The sequence below is a fragment of the Pseudomonas sp. ChxA genome, assembly GCF_030263855.1.
Classification (GTDB): domain Bacteria; phylum Pseudomonadota; class Gammaproteobacteria; order Pseudomonadales; family Pseudomonadaceae; genus Aquipseudomonas; species Aquipseudomonas fluorescens_CB.
Map to the genome: position 1 here is coordinate 665,432 of NZ_JARPMK010000001.1, position 17,058 is coordinate 682,489.

Annotated in this window: 15 protein-coding genes and 1 pseudogene; 5 read left to right on the forward strand and 11 right to left on the reverse strand. The window is 61.4% G+C overall.

What is annotated here, in order from left to right; all coding sequences use genetic code 11:
• Window positions 1-83: 83 nt before the first annotated feature.
• The 9 genes from P5706_RS02795 to P5706_RS02835 all read right to left on the reverse strand — a co-directional run bounded on the left by P5706_RS02795 (window position 84) and on the right by P5706_RS02835 (window position 9,775).
• The gene (locus P5706_RS02795) at window positions 84-2,192 is read right to left on the reverse strand and encodes a TonB-dependent receptor (protein ID WP_200431973.1); all 2,109 of its coding nucleotides are present in this window, start codon (window positions 2,190-2,192) and stop codon (window positions 84-86) included.
• 153 nt (window positions 2,193-2,345) lie between these two features.
• Window positions 2,346-3,728, reverse strand: a complete 1,383-nt coding sequence (locus P5706_RS02800) for a PepSY-associated TM helix domain-containing protein (RefSeq protein ID WP_285678516.1) — start codon at window positions 3,726-3,728, stop codon at window positions 2,346-2,348.
• A 117-nt stretch (window positions 3,729-3,845) separates the two neighbouring features.
• A complete protein-coding gene (locus P5706_RS02805) occupies window positions 3,846-5,906 on the reverse strand; it encodes a TonB-dependent copper receptor (protein WP_285678517.1) in 2,061 nt (686 codons plus the stop codon).
• 93 nt (window positions 5,907-5,999) lie between these two features.
• Window positions 6,000-6,410 carry a DUF2946 domain-containing protein gene (locus P5706_RS02810; protein WP_200431970.1) on the reverse strand — a complete coding sequence of 137 codons (411 nt, stop codon included), beginning with the start codon at window positions 6,408-6,410 and terminating at the stop codon, window positions 6,000-6,002.
• A gap of 10 nt (window positions 6,411-6,420) precedes the next feature.
• Complete coding sequence (locus P5706_RS02815; protein ID WP_200431969.1) at window positions 6,421-6,903, reverse strand: copper chaperone PCu(A)C; 483 nt, start codon at window positions 6,901-6,903, stop codon at window positions 6,421-6,423.
• Window positions 6,904-6,949: 46 nt separating this feature from the next.
• Entirely contained in the window at window positions 6,950-7,345 is a 396-nt protein-coding gene (locus tag P5706_RS02820; RefSeq protein ID WP_200431968.1) for a DUF2946 domain-containing protein, read from the reverse strand.
• Window positions 7,346-7,441: 96 nt separating this feature from the next.
• Window positions 7,442-7,732, reverse strand: a complete 291-nt coding sequence (locus tag P5706_RS02825) for an addiction module antidote protein (protein WP_285678518.1) — start codon at window positions 7,730-7,732, stop codon at window positions 7,442-7,444.
• A 95-nt stretch (window positions 7,733-7,827) separates the two neighbouring features.
• Entirely contained in the window at window positions 7,828-8,310 is a 483-nt protein-coding gene (locus tag P5706_RS02830; RefSeq protein ID WP_285678519.1) for a DUF6392 family protein, read from the reverse strand.
• Between the two features lies 1 nt (window position 8,311).
• Window positions 8,312-9,775, reverse strand: coding sequence for an S-type pyocin domain-containing protein (locus P5706_RS02835; protein ID WP_285678520.1), 1,464 nt, complete (start codon window positions 9,773-9,775; stop codon window positions 8,312-8,314).
• A 521-nt stretch (window positions 9,776-10,296) separates the two neighbouring features.
• Between P5706_RS02835 and P5706_RS02840 the strand changes: the two are divergent.
• Window positions 10,297-10,518: pseudogene (locus P5706_RS02840) on the forward strand (DUF6124 family protein); the annotation flags it as partial.
• A gap of 147 nt (window positions 10,519-10,665) precedes the next feature.
• On the opposite strand, the gene P5706_RS02845 reads toward P5706_RS02840, so the two are convergent.
• Complete coding sequence (locus P5706_RS02845) at window positions 10,666-11,385, reverse strand: cobalt-precorrin-6A reductase (RefSeq protein WP_285678521.1); 720 nt, start codon at window positions 11,383-11,385, stop codon at window positions 10,666-10,668.
• Window positions 11,382-12,587 (reverse strand): precorrin-6y C5,15-methyltransferase (decarboxylating) subunit CbiE, encoded by a 1,206-nt coding sequence (cbiE, locus tag P5706_RS02850; protein WP_285678522.1) that lies wholly within the window; start codon window positions 12,585-12,587, stop codon window positions 11,382-11,384. Before cbiE ends, P5706_RS02845 begins: the two co-directional genes overlap by 4 nt.
• A gap of 38 nt (window positions 12,588-12,625) precedes the next feature.
• Between cbiE and cobG the strand changes: the two genes are divergently transcribed.
• Genes cobG through cobJ form a run of 4 tightly spaced genes read left to right on the forward strand, consistent with a single transcriptional unit; the run spans window position 12,626 to window position 16,959 of the window.
• Window positions 12,626-13,972 carry a precorrin-3B synthase gene (gene cobG, locus P5706_RS02855; RefSeq protein WP_285678523.1) on the forward strand — a complete coding sequence of 449 codons (1,347 nt, stop codon included), beginning with the start codon at window positions 12,626-12,628 and terminating at the stop codon, window positions 13,970-13,972.
• The gene (locus P5706_RS02860) at window positions 13,965-14,591 is read left to right on the forward strand and encodes a precorrin-8X methylmutase (protein WP_017136756.1); all 627 of its coding nucleotides are present in this window, start codon (window positions 13,965-13,967) and stop codon (window positions 14,589-14,591) included. The genes cobG and P5706_RS02860 overlap by 8 nt, the downstream gene beginning before the upstream one ends.
• A complete protein-coding gene (locus P5706_RS02865) occupies window positions 14,591-15,322 on the forward strand; it encodes a precorrin-2 C(20)-methyltransferase (protein WP_065930618.1) in 732 nt (243 codons plus the stop codon). The genes P5706_RS02860 and P5706_RS02865 overlap by 1 nt, the downstream gene beginning before the upstream one ends.
• Entirely contained in the window at window positions 15,322-16,959 is a 1,638-nt protein-coding gene (gene cobJ, locus P5706_RS02870; protein WP_285678524.1) for a precorrin-3B C(17)-methyltransferase, read from the forward strand. The genes P5706_RS02865 and cobJ overlap by 1 nt, the downstream gene beginning before the upstream one ends.
• The last annotated feature ends 99 nt before the right edge of the window (window positions 16,960-17,058 follow it).

Below are 17,058 nucleotides of genomic sequence, written 5' to 3' on the forward strand. Positions count from 1 at the left end.
GGCTTGCCTGCGATAGCGGTGGATCAGGCAGACCGCTATCGCAGGCAAGCCAGCTCCCAAAGGGGAGCGGTGTTGTGTTTCGGTTAGAAGGTGTAGTCTGCCGTGACGAAGAACGAGCGCGGCTCCCCGAGGATCCACTGTTGGCCGTTGTTGTACTGGCTGACGGCGTAGGTGCGGTTGAACAGGTTGTTCAGCTCAAGGCCCAGGGTGGTATTGCGCATGGCTTTCCACGACACGGTGGCGTCGGCCACGGTGTAGCTCGGCACTTCGCTGCTGTTGGCGGTATCGGCATAACGGGCGCTGACGTAACGCACACCGGCACCGGCGCGAATGTCATCGGTCACCGCCTTGCTCAACCACAGGTTGGCGGTGCGGTTGGGCACGTCCACCGGGCGGTTGCCGTCGCGGGAAACCGCCTGGCCGTTGACCACTTCGGAAAAGTCGTCGTACTGCGCCCGCACAATGGCCGCATTGGCTTGTAATTGCCAGGCGTTGGGCAGTTGCAGGTCGAGGCTGGCTTCCAGGCCGTTGGAGGATTGTTGGCCGACTTGCTCCTTGAGGGTGGTGCCGGGGATGCTCACCAGCAGTTTCTTTTTGACGATGTGATAGGCCGCCAGGGTCCATTCACCACGCGCGTCCCAGAACGCCTGCTTGAAGCCGATTTCGGCCTGTTTGGCGGTGGACAAACCAAACTGCTGCTGGCTCGGGCTCAGGCTGATCAGGCTGCCGACACCGTCGGTGCTGGTGGCGTACTGGCCGTAAACCGAGGTGCTTGGGGTGATTGCGTAGACCAGGCCGGCTTTCCAGTTGTTGCCGGTCAGGGTCTTGTCGGCGTCTGTGTTTGCGGCCTTCAGGTCATGGCTATCGATGTGCAGGTAGTCGCGGCGCGCGCCAGTGATCAACGAGAGTTTATCGGTCAGTTGCAGGCGGTTTTCTGCGAAGGCAGCCAGCTGTTTGGTGGTGCTGACCGACTGCGCAATAAACGGGCTGTCGCTCACAAACGGCTGCGGCACCGGGTGCTGAATATCCACCGGCTGGCCGCCGCCTGGCACGTCGTTAAACGGCGCGTTACTGGCCAGGCGAAAGCGAATGCGGTTGTACTCAACGCCCGTCACCGTCTGGCTGTCGAGGCCCAACAGCGTGTGTTTGAAGGTGAAGGTCTGGCGGTCACCGACCTGTTCCTGGTCGTGCTTGATGCCCAGGTAGTCCTGGCGTACCAGGCCGCCATTCACATAGTTATAGCTCTCGGCGTTCTGCCAGCGGCGCTGGTTTTTCAGGTACGACAGCTCGTTGGTGGCGGTGACGTTGTCGTTGAGCTGCCACTCGCTGGTCAGGCGCGTCCACTGGTCGTTGTAGTGCTGTTTGTCGTTGCTGACGTTGTAGTTTTTGTCGCGCAGGCCTTTGTGCAATTGGCCGTTGATCAGTGGCGTGCCGTAGTAGTTCTGCGGGCTCTGGTCGCCGTAGTCGTGGGCCAGGGTGAAGCTCAGGTTGTCGGCCGGCTGCCAGCGCAGCGCGCCGCTGACGAAGTCGCTGGCGGAGTCGCCGCGCGCGATGAAACCGTTGCTGCGCAGGCGGTTGACGTTCAGGCGGTAGCTCAGTGTGTCGGTCAGCGAGCCGCCACTGTCCAGCGCTTGCTGCTGGCGGTCATCGGAGCCGTAGCCGAGGCGGATGTGGTTTTCGATCTCGCCGCTGAACGGTTTTTTCGCAATGGTATTGATCACCGCACCGGTGGCGCCCTGGCCGTACATCACCGAGGCCGGGCCGCGCAGCACATCCACGCGCTCAACCGACCAGGTATCTACCGGGAAGGTGGAGGTGCCTGCGCCATCGAACATGCGCTGCCCGTCGTACAACTGCAGTACCGAACTCTGCCCGGTAAAACCACGGGCCTGCAACGACGTGCCGCCGTCGCCCGGCGAGCCGGTGCGGCTGATGCCGGTGGCGCGGGAGATGGCGTCCTGCACACTGGCGTCGCCGCGTTCGCGGATCTTCTCGCCGGTCTGGCTCTCAACGCTGCCAGGCGTTTGCAAGGCCGTGAGGTTCAGGCGCGAGCCGGCGGTGGTCGGCGTGTTCAGGTCGACACGTTCGTCATCCACGGCGGGCGCGGTCACGGGGCTGGCGGGCAGGGTCAGCGCTTGGGCATTGTTGTGCAGGGCGAGCAGGCATACGCCGCACGCTAGGTACTTGTTCATCGGTCGATCAATCGCTTCTTGAAAGGGTGTGCCCGCCGCAGGGCGCGGCGAGCAACGATAACGCAGAAAGTGTTATAAGTTAACACTTATTGGCTGCGCGACAAAAGTCGCGCAAGGCTACAGGAGGCCTCTGCCGTGGGCATCTCGCCTGCCTCATGCAGAACCTGAGGCAGATTCACGTTGGTTGAAAAGGCGCGCCAGCACCAGGCGATCCAACGCCCACACCACGATCAGCGATGCACCCACCAATGGAAAAATAATCGCCAGTGCAAACATGATCACCATCGCGGTTTTCCACTTGGGCAGGTCATGGCGCAACGGTGGAACCCCCAGCGCTCCTTGGGGGCGACGCTTCCACCAGATCACCACGCCACTCACCGCACTGAGCAGAATCATCAAGCAGATCACCAGCACGATCAACTGATTGACCCAACCGAACATCTTGCCCTCATGCAGCATCACGCCGGTTTCGGTGGCGCGTGCGACGAGGTTGTAGTGTTCCCAGCGCACATCGGCCAGCACTTTGCCGGTGTACTGGTCCACATGCAGGGTCGCATCATTGCGCGGGTCGTTGGCGAACACTGCAACGGTAAACACGCCATCGGCGGTGGTGGGGAACGTGATGCTATAGCCGGGTTCGACCTTGCGCGCGTTGGCCAGGTCGACCACTTGTTGCAGGCGTACCGTCGGCGCGGCAGGACCTGAACGCATCGCGCCATGGTTCATATGCTCGGCGTGGTCGCCGGACATCGGCATCGGCGTGTTTTCCATGGCCCACGGCACGGTCTGCTGGCTGGCCGTATTGAGGCTGCGCACTTGCTGGTCGGACTGCGGCACGTTGTTCCACATTGCTGCGGGAAACTTATTCCACAGCTCGGCGTATTGTTTGCCCCAGAAGCCGGTCCAGGTCATGCCGCTGAGCAGCATCACCAGCAAAAATGCCGCGCCCCAGAAACCGGCGACCGCGTGCATATCGCGCCAGAACACTCGGCCACGGCTGTTGAGCCGTGGCCACAACACGCCCGCCGAAGACTTGCCGCGTGGCCACCACAGGTACACGCCAGACACCACCAGCATCACGCCCCAACCGGCGGCGAGTTCCACCAGACGGTCGCCGACGGTGCCGATCATCAGTTCGCCATGCAGTGCGCGGGCGATGGCTTGCAGGTTGTATTTGGCATCCTGTTCACCGAGCACAGTGCCGCGATACGGGTCGACGAATACCGTCACTTCACGGCCATCGTTGTGCATCACGAATTGCGCGCTGCTGGTGGCGTCGGCGGGTGGCAGGTATTTGCTGATTTTGCCCTGGGGAAAAGCTGCCTGGGCGCGTTGCAGTTGCTCGTCGGCGCTCAGGGTGTGCTCGGCGCTTTGCACCTTGAGCAGGTTGCCGTACATCAGCGGGTCGAGCTGGGGTTTGAACAGGTAGATGATGCCGGTGAGGGCCAGCAGCACCATGAACGGGGCGACGAAGAGGCCGGCGTAGAAGTGCCAGCGCCAGGCCAGGTTGTAGAAGGAAATTTTTTGGGTGGTCATCATTAGGCTCCGCAAGGCTTTAGATATTTTTTTGTCTGTCAGGCCGCTATCGCAGGCAAGCCAGCTCCCACATTTGGAATGCATTTCTCTGTGGGAGCGGGCTTGCCCGCGATGCTTTTAGAAGCTCATATCGACTTTGGTCCAGAGCGTGCGCCCCGGCTCCTTGATGGCTTGCGGGTCGTTGGCCGGGTAGCCGAAGCCTGCGTTACCCGCCAGGTTCAGATGCTCGGCATAGGCTTTGCCGAACAGGTTGTCGACGCCGGTGCTGACCTTGAAGTTTTTATTGATGCGGTACGCCGCGTTCAGCGAGAACACGCCAAAACCGCTGCTTTTGTCGAAGTCTTTACCGACCACGTTGCCCTTGTTCTGGTCGATGCGGTTTTGCGCTGCGACCACACGCCACAAGGCGCCGGCGCTCCAGTCGTCCTGGCTGTAGGTGAGGCCCAAACGCGCGTCCAGCGGTGGCATTTGCGGCAGCGCCTGGCCGTCGCTGGTGTTCTTGCCCCAGGCGTAGGCGAGGCTGGCGTCGGCTTTCCAGTGCCGGGTCAGCTTGTACGCCGCGCCCAGTTCACCGCCCATGATGCGGGCGTCGACGTTGCGGGCCTGTGAGGTGGTGCCCATCATGCCGGGCGTGTAGTCGAACAGGATAAAGTCCTGCACCCGGCCGATATAGCCCGAGGCCCAGGCTTCCAGGTCGGCGGTTTTGTACTGCGCGCCGAAGTCGAGTTGGGTGGTTTTCTCCGGCTTTACCCCGTCGAAGGCGTTCACCGAACCGACCGCACCGGTGTTGGGCGAAAACAGCTCCCAGTAATCCGGGAAACGTTCCGAATGGCCGAGCCCTGCGTAGACGGTGGTGGGTGTGTCGGCCAGGTCGTGCTCATAACGCACAAAGCCCGATGGCAAGGTGTCGGCGCGGGTGTTGTTGGCGGTCGGGTTGGGGCGCGACATCATTCCTGAAGCAGTGGTCTGACGAAAATCCTTGGCCGAGGCGCGGTCCAGGCGCGCGCCGGTGATCAGCCGATCACGCTCGGCGGCGTACCAGGTCAGTTCGCTGAACACGCCGTAGTTGTGGAAATTCGCGTCCTTTTCCCGTGGCAGATCCTTGTAGGTGTCGATGCCCATGCTGCTGCGCTGGCGATGCTCGTTGGTCTGTGCATCCATACCGCTGATCAGTTGTACATCGGCCCAGCGCCAGGTCGCCTTGATGCGTGCGCCGAGGGTGCGGCGGTCGACGTTGGCGGCCATGGGGCCGGCCATCATCCCAGTGCCGGACGGCGTGCGCAGGCTGTAGTTGTCCATCACATGGTCGGCGTAGTTGTAGTAGACCTGCGCTTCGACCTTATCCAGTACCTCACCGATATTGGATTTTTCAAAGCGCAGCCCCAGGCTTTCGCGCAGAAACTGCGAGCCGTCCATGCCGCGCCCGGCGTAGCGCGCTTCGCCATCGCCACGGCCGGCGGTGAGTTCCAGCAGGGTGTCGGCGTCGGGGGTAAAACCGACGGCGACATCGCCATTCCACTTGTCGTAGCGCGAAGCGACGGTGTGGTTGTTGCCGTCTTTGTAGTCATCGGCGTGGGCCTGATTGCCGATCACCCGCACATAGCCCAAAGGCCCTCCGGCGGCGGCATCGACCACCTTGTCGAAGCGCCCGTTGGAGCCGGCCAGCACACTGGCGTTGACCCGCGTGCCCAGCTCGCCGAATTGCTCGGGCTCACGCTCGAACAAGATAGTGCCGGCTGATGCGCCGGGGCCCCAAAGCACGGTTTGCGGGCCTTTGATCACGGTGAGCTTGTCGTAGGTTTCCGGCGAGATATACGAGGTGGGCGCGTCCATTCGCCCTGGGCAGGCGCCGAGCATCATGCCGCCGTTGGTGAGGATATTCAGGCGTGAACCGAACATGCCGCGCAGCACCGGATCGCCATTGGTGCCGCCGTTGCGTACCAGTGCGAAGCCGGGGATGGTCTTGAGGTAGTCGCCGCCATCGCTGGCGGGCACCGGTTGGCGTGGGTCTTTGGGGTTGGTGACAACGGTCAGCGGCGAGCTGGGGGCGATCGCGGTGATGACCGTGGGGCTCAACTCATGCTCATCGGCGTGGGCCTGTGGCACCAGCAGTGCGCCGCACAGAACAGCGAAAACGGGGGTATATCCCAAACGGGAGTCAGCAGAAAACCTGGACATGACAAATTCCATCAATCAATCGTAAACAACACGGCCAGCAGCCTGCGGCTGTCTGTCTAAAGTCGGCCGGTGTGAAGTGATGCTGTGAAGTGCTTACGAAGCGATGGGCGGGGCGCGGCTGCGGGCGCCGGGGAAGATGCTTTGCCGGGCGTGGCCCAGGCGGGTGGCAGGCGTCAGGGCATTAGCCGGTGGCGGGCTGCCGAGGGTGACGTAGGACACGCTGCCGGGCAGCGCGGGGCAACTGAACAGCAGGTCGCAATAACCGCACTTCGCCCACAGAGCATGATGTTCGCTGGGGGCTTGCTGGTGTTCGCCATGGCCGCTTGACGGCATGTCCATGGACATTTCCATCGACATACCGGCGTGATGGTCCATCGGCATCGCTTGGGAAATCAGCGGACCGATAAAGATCATCAGCATGGCGAACAGGCTGATCCAACTGCCGCGCGCCAGGCTCATGGGCCTGCGGCGGTGTGGCGACAACCTGGCGCGAGGGGCGCCCATCTACGTTGGCCTATTGGGCGTGCATAGACTCGTGGCCGGCCATCGGCGGCGCTTTTTGTACCGAGACTTCAACCTGCACCGGGCCGGCTTTTTCGAAGTTCAGGGTGAGTGGGAAGCGTTGGCCGTCGCGCAGTTGGCTGCGGTCTTTCAGGCCCAGCAGCATCACGTGGTAGGCCATCGGTGCGAAGGTCAGATCACCCTTGGCCGGTACGGCAACGCTGGGCACTTGTTGCATCTTCATCAGGTCGCCTTGCATCACATGCTCATGCAACTCGGCTGTGGCCGCCACAGGCGTGTCGACGCTAAGCAAGCGATCAGCGCTTTCGCCCTGGTTATGAATCACAAAATAGGCGGCGACAGTCGGCGCATTCGGCGGCAATTCCTGGGACCAGGGATCACTGACCAGCAGGTCGCCGGCCTTGTAGTCATCGGCATTCGCAGCAACACACACCGGCAGCAACAACGCAGCCAGAAGCAGGGAAGATTTAAGCATGGCAGTTCTCCAGAACGGTTCTAAACGCAGTTCACTTGCGAAGAAATCAGACCGTTGGAGAAGCGCGGGGGTTAAGACTCGGCCATTGCTGGCGCAGGGTAGGGGCTTGCAGTGCGGGCGGTGACAGGCCCAGCACCGCATCAAAACGTGTGACGTACAGCTGCGGCACATGCCCCGGCAACGCCACCAGCGGCGGTGAGCCCGAGCAACACCAGCAATGCTGCATGGCGGAATGATCTTCCTGGGGCGGCGTTGGGATGTCCAACTTGCCCAGGGCAATGGTCTTGAGGCTGGCGCCATTGGAGGAACAGAAACTGCCCCATAACAATTGCTGCACGGGGTCTTGCGACTGTTGCATCGCGCTGGCCAGTGGCATGGCAAAGGCGTTGAACAGCACTGCAAAGCAGGCGATCCACACAATTGCAAAGCGTTGACGGGCCATGGCGGACAATCCGTAGGGTTAAGCGATCAGGTGGGTATTTAGCCTGATCGGGGGGCATAAGTAAAAAGCGGCGGTGTGGTTTGGTGTCGCACCGGGTCAGACCGCTGTGGCGTGAAGCCTGAGGCCCAGCGCTTTCATGACTTTCATGATAGTCGCGAACTCAGGATTGCCAGCACTGGAAAGGGCTTTGTACAAACTTTCTCTTCCAAGACCGGCGTCGCGGGCTACTTGGGTCATGCCTTGGGCGCGTGCGATGTTGTTGAGGGCAGTGCAAATCAAAAGACCATCGCCTGCATCATCTTCAAAGCAGGTCTCCAGATACGCGGCTATCTCCAACGGCGTATTCAAGTATTTTTCCGTGTCGAAACGGGAAAAGGATTCGCTCATGAGTTATTGCTCGCCACAAGTTTAATTGCCATTTGTTTTGCGCGCTTGTCTCGGTCTTGGCTCCAAGCGCGTTGGCAGTAGGGATTTATACGTCTTCAATCGCGGCCCATATCAACCAAAGTGAACGCTAAACCACATACGGATTTATCGGGTAAATACTGCACGGCAACCCTCGCGTTTGAGTGAACTTCCAAACTAAGGCGATAGGAGTCCCATCCACCTGTAGCTCCAATCGGTAACGGTAGTTTCACGGGGCTTTTGGACTCGTGTGGCGTTCCAAGTGTTTTTCGGATGCTCTCTTGGTTCATTGACAGTGCGAGGGGGGCAGGCAGTTCACCAGCATACCTGGACTCGCCCTGTGCTAATGAAATCAGGCAAAAAACGATTCGCTCTAATCTCATGGTTTCGGCCCAAAACCACAGCTCAACGCCGGGCTCTGGTTTATGAATGAAATGGGAGTTTTGACTGTTTTCAAATAGTGGCTTTATCGACCCAGCACGAAGTAAACCCTCAGCAACAAAATCATCGTAGGTGCGCCCCAAGCCTTTTACCAAGCGATTAATTTTTACTGCTTCCATCCTAGTACCACCCCTGATTTTCGTTGACTTTATGCATTTGGGTGCGTGCCATCTCGAGATCAGACTCAGCGAAGCCGTGATCTAGAAGGTATGGCTTGATAGCATCGAAATTGCTGTCTGCCGCTTGACGCAGATCCTCAGCATCTAACGTCTGCTTTGTCTCCGTGTTTCGCCAACCGTAAGTCTCACTAAACTTTTGATGGATGTAAGAGGGAATCGCAATGCTCGCAGCGTTATTTAACGCTTCCTTGAGCTGCTTCTCTGTAAAACTTATTGCATAGCTTTCTAGATGACGTCTTATCGCTGCCTGCGAGGGTATGTGATCCATGTGCAACCCGTTGCGCGGTCGTCCACTGAACGCACCATAAATATCCACCTCCAACGGCCCGACTGCCGGCTTGGCAAACACCAAATACAGCGGCGGCACGCCCGAATCAGCCGGAAACGAGATAATCGTATCCTGCCAGGTGACGTCTTCTGCATCGCGCCCTGGATAGTGGCTGATTGCCGAATCTTGCCCCACTGCAATCGGATGAACCAACACATTATCCAGGCGCTCCGGTGTACCGGGATAGGGACTCGGCACGCTGACAACCGGGCCGTGGTTCGGCGTCCACGTGATGCTGATGCCATCCAGCACCGCCACCATCGCGCTGTGGTGGTCATTCCACCGGGCTTGCGCAACGGGTACGCGGTCGGCGCCACTGCCAGGTGGGGTATGTAGGCCGTAAACACGCAGTTCACCGGATTCATCCTGGCGAAACTGGAAACGCACCCGCGTACTGGCCAAACGCATCCCTTCCAACTGCTCAGGGGTATACAGCGTTGAATCACCAATATCTCGCGGCCAGAACGCCAGCAGCACGACGTTGAGGGCCGAACTGGCTGCCGCCAGCCCTCGTACAGCCCAGGCCCCGAGGTCGCTGCCGAGTGTGCCTGCTACCCTGCCGACGGCGCCTGTGGTACCGGTTGAAGCCATGAGGGCCGTGGTGCCGAAATTTTTGGCGTTTTCCGGGCCGGTTCCCGCAGCCGTAGAACCGGCCGGCACCGAAACGCATGATTTGGCGAAAACGCAGGCGTCAGCGGCACGCTTTGGCGCACCGGGCGCGGAAAAGTTGGAAGGGTATGAGGCGGACGCTGGTGGCCCCATTCCAGCGGGGGCGACTCGTTGAGGTTGGGGGCCGAACTGCTGAGATTTGAAGTTCTGATTGGCAATCAACTCCGGCGGTGGATGGCATTTGCAGATACACAGATCGCCCTCAAGCGCCGCTTGTTTGCCGTTCCACTCTTCGTGCAGATGAGGGCCGATAAGCTCGATGAAGCCTTCAGTGCCGCACGCCGGACAAGCGACCCGGTCACCCTCCCTTGAGATTAATTCGCCATTGAAACTGGTGCGCTCACAACCACTGATCACTTTGCCACCCACCGTGGTGGTTGAACCGGTGGTGATGTTGTAACGCCTCACATCTGGCTCTCCACGCAATCGTTGAGAGGGGTGTTGACTGTGCCGATTGGCTGTTGGATTTGCGTGTCCGTGCTTTTCATGTTTGTCCTTTTTTGAGCGCGCAGGGGTACTCAAACGTGGTCGTGACGTTGATGTATGCAAAGGGAATGGCGCTGAAATGGTGCTGGCTGGCGCAAAGCCAAACAACTGTCCGTTCGGCTAGGCATTGGGAAAAACAGAAACGTCTTACAAGGTTTTGAGGTTGTCCCTAGGACACTCAATCTCTAGTCTCCATACACCGCCGCACACGCAGCGGTCGGGCGTCGCGGCCCGGATTTCTCCAGACGCAAAAGCGTCATCGTCTCCTTTCAGTTGGCGCTTTTTTATCGTCTACTGTGCGGCGCTATGGCGGCTGTGCGCGGGATACCTTCGGGTATGCCGGTTGTTTCGGAGAATCGGTCCGCGAACCTGCGTACAGCTGCCACCCCCATCGCGTCGCGGCGATCAGTGGCAGCTCCTTTTTACTTCTCCGGAGCTTCACAATGATTAAACCCACCCCCAATCCCCCCATTTGCCTATTCACCGTAGCCGACGGAATCAGCACCGAAGACCTGCTGGTCAACCTCAGCGAAACACTCGCCTCGGCCAATGCGCTGAGTTGCGACCTTGCGTTTGACCTGGATGGCCCGAAGCGAGAGGAATTGCTGGGCGTTGCGCAGTTGATTGAGCTGGCGCGATTGCTGGCTGAACGCGTGCATAAAGGCATAGGGCCGTCGACGGCAGCAGCACTGATAGTGCATTCCAAGTGTGGGAGCGGGCTTGCTCGCGAAAGCGCAGTGTCAGTCAATTCATCCGGCGACTGACACACCGCCTTCGCGAGCAAGCCCGCTCCCACATTGGATAGGTGGTGTTTAGAGAGCGCTGGTTGCCTGTAGCACCGCAGCCACGTCGGTGAACTCTCTATCCACCCCCGCCAACACCGGCCGCTTCAACACCAGCACCGGCACCCTACGCTCGCGTGCCACTTCCAGCTTCGGTTCGGTCGCCGCACTGCCGCTGTTCTTGCTGATCAACACATCAATCCCACGCCGCTCAAACAACGCGCGCTCGTCCTCAATCAGAAACGGCCCACGCGCGCCGATGACTTCACAGCGCTCATTGCCCGGATACACATCCAGTGCGCGCAACGTCCAGAATTGATCGGCGGGGATTTCCTCCAGGTGCTGCAATGGCTCGCGCCCCAAGGTGAACAGCGGGCGCTTGAAGGGTTTGAGTGCTTCAATCAGCTGCGCCCAGTCTCCCACCTCGCGCCAGTCGTCTCCCGCCTGCGGCTGCCACGCCGGACGCCGCAACGCCCAGCAGGGAATGCCGCACAACCGCGCCGCCTGGGCAGCGTTTTGGCTGATCTGCGCAGCATATGGGTGGGTCGCATCGAGGATCAGGCTAATCTGCTCATCGCGAACAAACTGCGCCAAACCTTCAAACCCACCATAGCCGCCGACGCGTACCTGGCAGGTGAGGTCTGTAGGCACGCGGCCCACGCCAGCCAAGCTATAGATATGCTCAGGCCCCAACGTGCGGGCGATGGCCAATGCTTCGGTCACGCCGCCCAATAACAGGATGCGTTTCATAGCGGCTTGATCACGTCCAGCAAGGTAATCGGCAGCGCCTGACGCCAGGTGTCGAACTCACCCAGCGGTTGGGCCTGGGCCACATGAATGCGGGTCAGTTCGCCGCCGTGTTCAGCGCGCCACGCCATTAAGGTCATTTCACTTTGCAGGGTCACGGCATTGGCGACCAGACGACCACCGGGACGCAGGTGCTGCCAGCAAGTGTCGAGCACGCCGTCGCGGGTGACGCCGCCGCCGATAAAGATGGCGTCCGGTGCTTCCAGGCCGAGCAACGCCTCAGGCGCCTTGCCGCGAACCAGTTGCAGGCCGGGCACACCAAGGGCATCGCGGTTATGTTCGATCAGGCTTTGGCGGCCCGTATCGGCTTCAATTGCCAGTGCGCGACAACTCGGATGCGCGCGCATCCACTCGATGCCGATGGAGCCACTACCGGCGCCCACGTCCCAGAGCAATTCGCCGGGCATGGGCGCGAGGCGGGCAAGGGTCATGGCGCGTACATCGCGCTTGGTCAGTTGGCCGTCGTGTTTGAAGGCCGAATCCGGCAGCCCGGCGAGGCGTGACAGGCGCGGGGTGTTGGCGTCGGCCAGGCAGTCGATGGCCACCAGGTTCAAATCCGCGACCGAGGCGTGCGGCCAATCCACAGCAAGCCCGTCGACGCGCTGTTCATCTGCACCGCCCAAGTGTTCAAACACGCTCAACCGGCTGAGCCCGAAACCGGACTCGGCTAACAGCGCGGCAATCGCGGCAGGGCTGCGCCCGTCATTGCTCAACACCAGCAACCGCACGCCGCTGGCCAGGTGCGCATTAATCGCCGCCAAAGGCCGCGCCACCACGGATAACGTCACCACCTCCTGCAATGGCCAGCCCAAACGCGCCGCCGCCAATGACACGGAGGACGGCGCCGGTAAAATCAGCAGTTCTTCAGCCGCCACCTGGCGCGCCAGACTGGCGCCTACGCCATAGAACATCGGGTCGCCGCTGGCCAGCACGCACACAGGCTCGCCGCGTCGCGCCAGCACCGGCTCCAGGGAAAACGGGCTTGGCCACAGCTGGCGCTCGCCACGAATACACACGGGCAGCAGGTCCAACTGGCGTTGGCCGCCTATAATCCGGGTGGCGCGCAACAGGGCGTGCCGGGCGTTTCTGCCCAGCCCCTTGAAGCCGTCTTCACCGATGCCTACAACCGTCAGCCAGGGCGACATATGAATTCCTTGAACGACATCCGACGGGCAGGCTTTTCATGCCGCCGGACAAAGCAGGCATAATACCGCGCCTTTACCCGTCAACCGGTAGCCCCGTGAACCCAACGCCTGCTCTGAATACCTTGCGCCCCTCGGCTTGTCCGGGGTTGCTGCGTATCGTCCAGGCGCTGGATGGCGGGATTTGCCGGATCAAATTGGCCGGTGGTTCTATCACTGCCGCCCAGGCAGTTGCTGTGGCGGACGCGGCGCAGACCTATGCGGGTGGGGTGATCGAAGCTACCAACCGCGCCAACCTGCAGATTCGCGGCATAGGCGCCGAGCAGGATGCATTGATCGCGCTGCTGCTGGCCGCAGGGCTTGGCCCCAGCAACGCCGCCGGCGACGACGTGCGCAACCTGATGCTCAGCCCCAGCGCCGGTATTGACCCGCAGATGCTGTTCGACACCCGTCCACTGGCGGATCAGGTCCTCGCCACCCTGCAAAATCATCCACGGTTCCATGAACTGTCGGCCAAATTCGCCGTGCAACTCGACGGCGGTGAAGCCTTGGCGATGCTCGAGCATCACCATGATCTGTGGCTGTCGGCGTTTGAGCAGTCGGGCGAGACACTCTTGGCTTTTGGTCTGGCCGGTTGTCCGGGGCTGGATGCACCCTTGGCCGCTGTGCCGCTCAAGCAAGGCCATGCCTTGGTCGTGGCGGTGTTGGAGGCGTTTCTCGACCTGGCGACACCGACGCAAACCCGCATGCGTCATCTGGCTGTGGATAACTTACTGGCCCACCTGAGCCTGCAGTTATTGCCGGTGGATGGGTTCAAGCGCCCGGTCGGTGGGGCTCTGTTGCATCTGGGTACTTATCCACAGCGGCAAAAAAACCTGTTCTACGTCGCCGCCGTTGCGCCGCTGGGGCGTCTGGACTCGAACATGCTTAAAGGCGCCGCGCAACTGGCCAGTGAGTTTGGCGACGGCACGTTGCGTATCACGCCGTGGCAGGGCGTACTGCTGCCCAACCTTGAACACCACGACGCCGTGACTGCAGGCTTGGAGCAATTGGGCTTTCTCTGCTCAGTCGACCAACCGCTGGCACGCATGATCGCCTGCACCGGCTCAAGCGGCTGTGGCAAAGGCCTGGCCGACACCAAGGCCGATGCGCTGCAACTGGCTGCGCTGCAACCCGGCCACGACGTACATCTGTCCGGCTGCCCACGCTCTTGCGCTGCCGCACACACCGCGCCGGTCACCTTGCTGGCGGTAAGCCCCGGCCACTACGACGTCTATTTTCGCGAGGCAGCCCAACCCGGTTTCGGCCGGCTGCACGCACGCACTCTTTCCATTGAAGCGGCGGGCGCCCTGTTACGCGGCCGCACACGGAGCAACACCGATGATTGATTACATCCGCGACGGTCAGGAGATCTATCGCAACTCCTTCGCCATTATTCGCGCGGAAGCCAAGTTGGAGCGCATCCCGGCTGACTTGGAAAAACTCGCGGTGCGGGTGATTCATGCCTGCGGCATGGTCGACGCCATCGACGGCCTGCAGTTCTCCGAAGGTGCAGGCAAGGCCGGGCGCGATGCGTTGGCCGCTGGCGCGCCGATTTTGTGTGATGCGCGCATGGTCTCCGAAGGCGTGACCCGCGCGCGCCTGCCAGCCAATAACCAGGTGATCTGCACCTTGCGCGATGACAGCGTGCCGGAGCTGGCGCGGGAGCTGGGCAACACCCGTTCAGCCGCTGCGCTGGAACTGTGGCGTCCGCACTTGGAAGGCAGCGTGGTGGTGATCGGCAACGCACCGACGGCGCTGTTCTACCTGTTGGAAATGCTCGACGCCGGCGCGCCGAAACCGGCATTGATCCTGGGCTTCCCGGTGGGTTTTGTCGGCGCTGCCGAATCCAAGGCGATGCTGGCGGCCGACAGCCGTGGCGTGCCGTTTGTGATCATGCAAGGCCGCTTGGGCGGCAGTGCGATGGCTGCCGCGGCGGTCAACGCCTTGGCCACGGAGGTCGAATAATGCCGGCACGCGGACGTTTGATTGGCCTGGGCGTTGGCCCCGGTGACCCCGAACTGATCACCCTCAAGGCGCTGCGCCTGCTACGCGAGTCGCCGGTGGTGGCGTATTTCGTGGCCAAGGGCAAGAAAGGCAATGCTTTCGGTATTATCGAAGACCACTTGGTGGCACAGCAGACCTTGATGCCGCTGGTGTACCCGGTGACCACCGAAGTGCTGCCGGCACCGATGTCTTACGAGCAGATCATCAGCGACTTCTACGATAACGCCAGCCTCGATGTGGCCGCGCACCTGGACGCTGGCCGCGATGTGGCGGTGATCTGCGAAGGCGATCCGTTCTTCTACGGCTCCTACATGTACCTGCATGACCGTTTGGCCGAGCGCTATGAAGCCGAGGTTATCCCCGGCGTCTGCTCAATGCTCGGCGGCGCTTCGGTGCTCGGCGCGCCGTTGGTGTATCGCAATCAGAGTTTGTCGGTGCTCTCCGGCGTGCTGCCCCACGACGACCTCAAACGTCGGTTGGCGGATGCCGATGCCGCCGTGATCATGAAGCTGGGGCGTAATTTCCCCAAGGTGCGCCAGGTGCTGCAAGAACTCGGCTTGGCCGAGCGTGCGCTCTACGTGGAGCGTGCGACCATGGCTAATCAGAAAATAGTGCCGCTGGATCAAGTCGACCCAGCGTCTTCGCCGTACTTCTCGCTGATCATCGTGCCGGGTGAAAGGTGGCAAGGTTGATGCGCCCGGCGATTGTCATTCTCGGCCAGGCCAGCCTGGCGACGGCGCGCAAGATCGCGCAGGTTTACCCTGGCGCGCTGATCCACGGCTTGGCCGGGCGGGTTGAAGGTGCAGACCAGGCTTACAGTGAATTCGGCACGACCCTGCGCCAGCTGTACCAGCAAGGCACGCCGCTGATTGCTTTGTGTGCTGCCGGCATTGTGATCCGCACGCTGGCGCCGCTGCTGCTGGAAAAAGGCGAAGAGCCGGCTGTGCTCGCCGTCGCTGAAGACGGCAGCGCCGTAGTGCCGTTGCTCGGTGGCCTGGGCGGTGTGAACCTGATGGCGCGAGAGATTGGCGCAGCACTGGGTGTCGCTGCGGCGATCACCACCAGCGGCGAACTGCGTTTTGGCACTTGCCTGCTCAACCCGCCAGCGGGTTATGCGTTGGCGGACCTGGAGCTGGGCAAACGGTTTGTCTCGGACCTGCTGGCCGGTGAAAGCGTGCGCATCGAAGGCGTGGCGCCGTGGCTGGACCAGGCGAATTTGCCGCAGGATCAGCACGCACGTTTGGCGATTCACGTGGGCAGTGCCGAGCGCGTGCCGGCTGCCAATGAGTTGCTGATTTATCCGAAGACGGTGTGTGTCACCTGTAAGCCAGGTGTGGATTTAGCTCAGCGCGTGCGAACGGCTTTGCATGACGCCGGCATCGCCGTGCAATCGCTGGCGTGCCTGCTGGCCAGCGACACGCAGATGGCCGAAGCCTCGTTGCAGCAAGCCGCAGTGGAGTTAGGTGTGCCGTTGCGGTTTGCGCAACTGGCGCAAGACACGGACATCGTGATCACCGTGGCAGAGCAACCGCTGGACCTGTCGCACGTTGGCCGTGCCCGTGGCCGCCTGGCCGTGATCGGCCTTGGCCCTGGCGCAGCCGAGTTGATGGTGCCGGCGGTGAAGGCCGAGCTGGCGCGTTGCACCGATGTGCTGGGCTACGAAACCTATGTGCGCATGGCCGGGCCGTTCCGCGACGATCAAGTGCAACACTGCACCGACAACCGCGAAGAAATGCAACGCGCTCGCCATGCCTTCGAGTTGGCGGCTCAGGGCCGTTCGGTGGTGGTGGTGTCGTCCGGCGACCCTGGCGTATTTGCCATGGCGGCGGCGGTGCTCGAGGCGTTGCACGAATCCAGCGACCCGGCCTGGCATCAGGTCGAACTGGAGATCCTGCCGGGCGTCTCAGCCTCGCTGGCCACGGCCGCGCAGGCGGGTGCGCCATTGGGGCATGACTTCTGCGTGATGTCACTGTCGGACAACCTCAAACCCTGGTCGATCATCGAAAAACGTCTGGACCTTGCGTCCCAGGCCGACCTGGCGCTGGCGTTCTATAACCCGATCTCGCGTTCGCGGCCGTGGCAATTGGGGCGCGCCCTGGAAATCGTCGCGTTGCACCGCACTCCCGAAACACCGGTGGTGCTGGGCCGCGACATTGGCCGCCCTGGCCAGACTTTGCGCGTCACCACGTTGGGGCAGTTGACGCCTGAGCAAGTGGATATGCGCACCATGGTGCTGATCGGCTCGTCCACCACTTGCGTATTTCCCCGCGCCGGTGGCGGCGAATGGGTATACACGCCGCGTTGGTATGGCGAGAAACCCGCGTCCTGAAAACAGCCCACGGCAGGTAAGAAGGCTCCGAGTAATGCTGGGTGAAAACCTGCCGTTGTTCGGGGCTTTTTCTTTTTTTGTCGATGAAAGAGCGAAGGT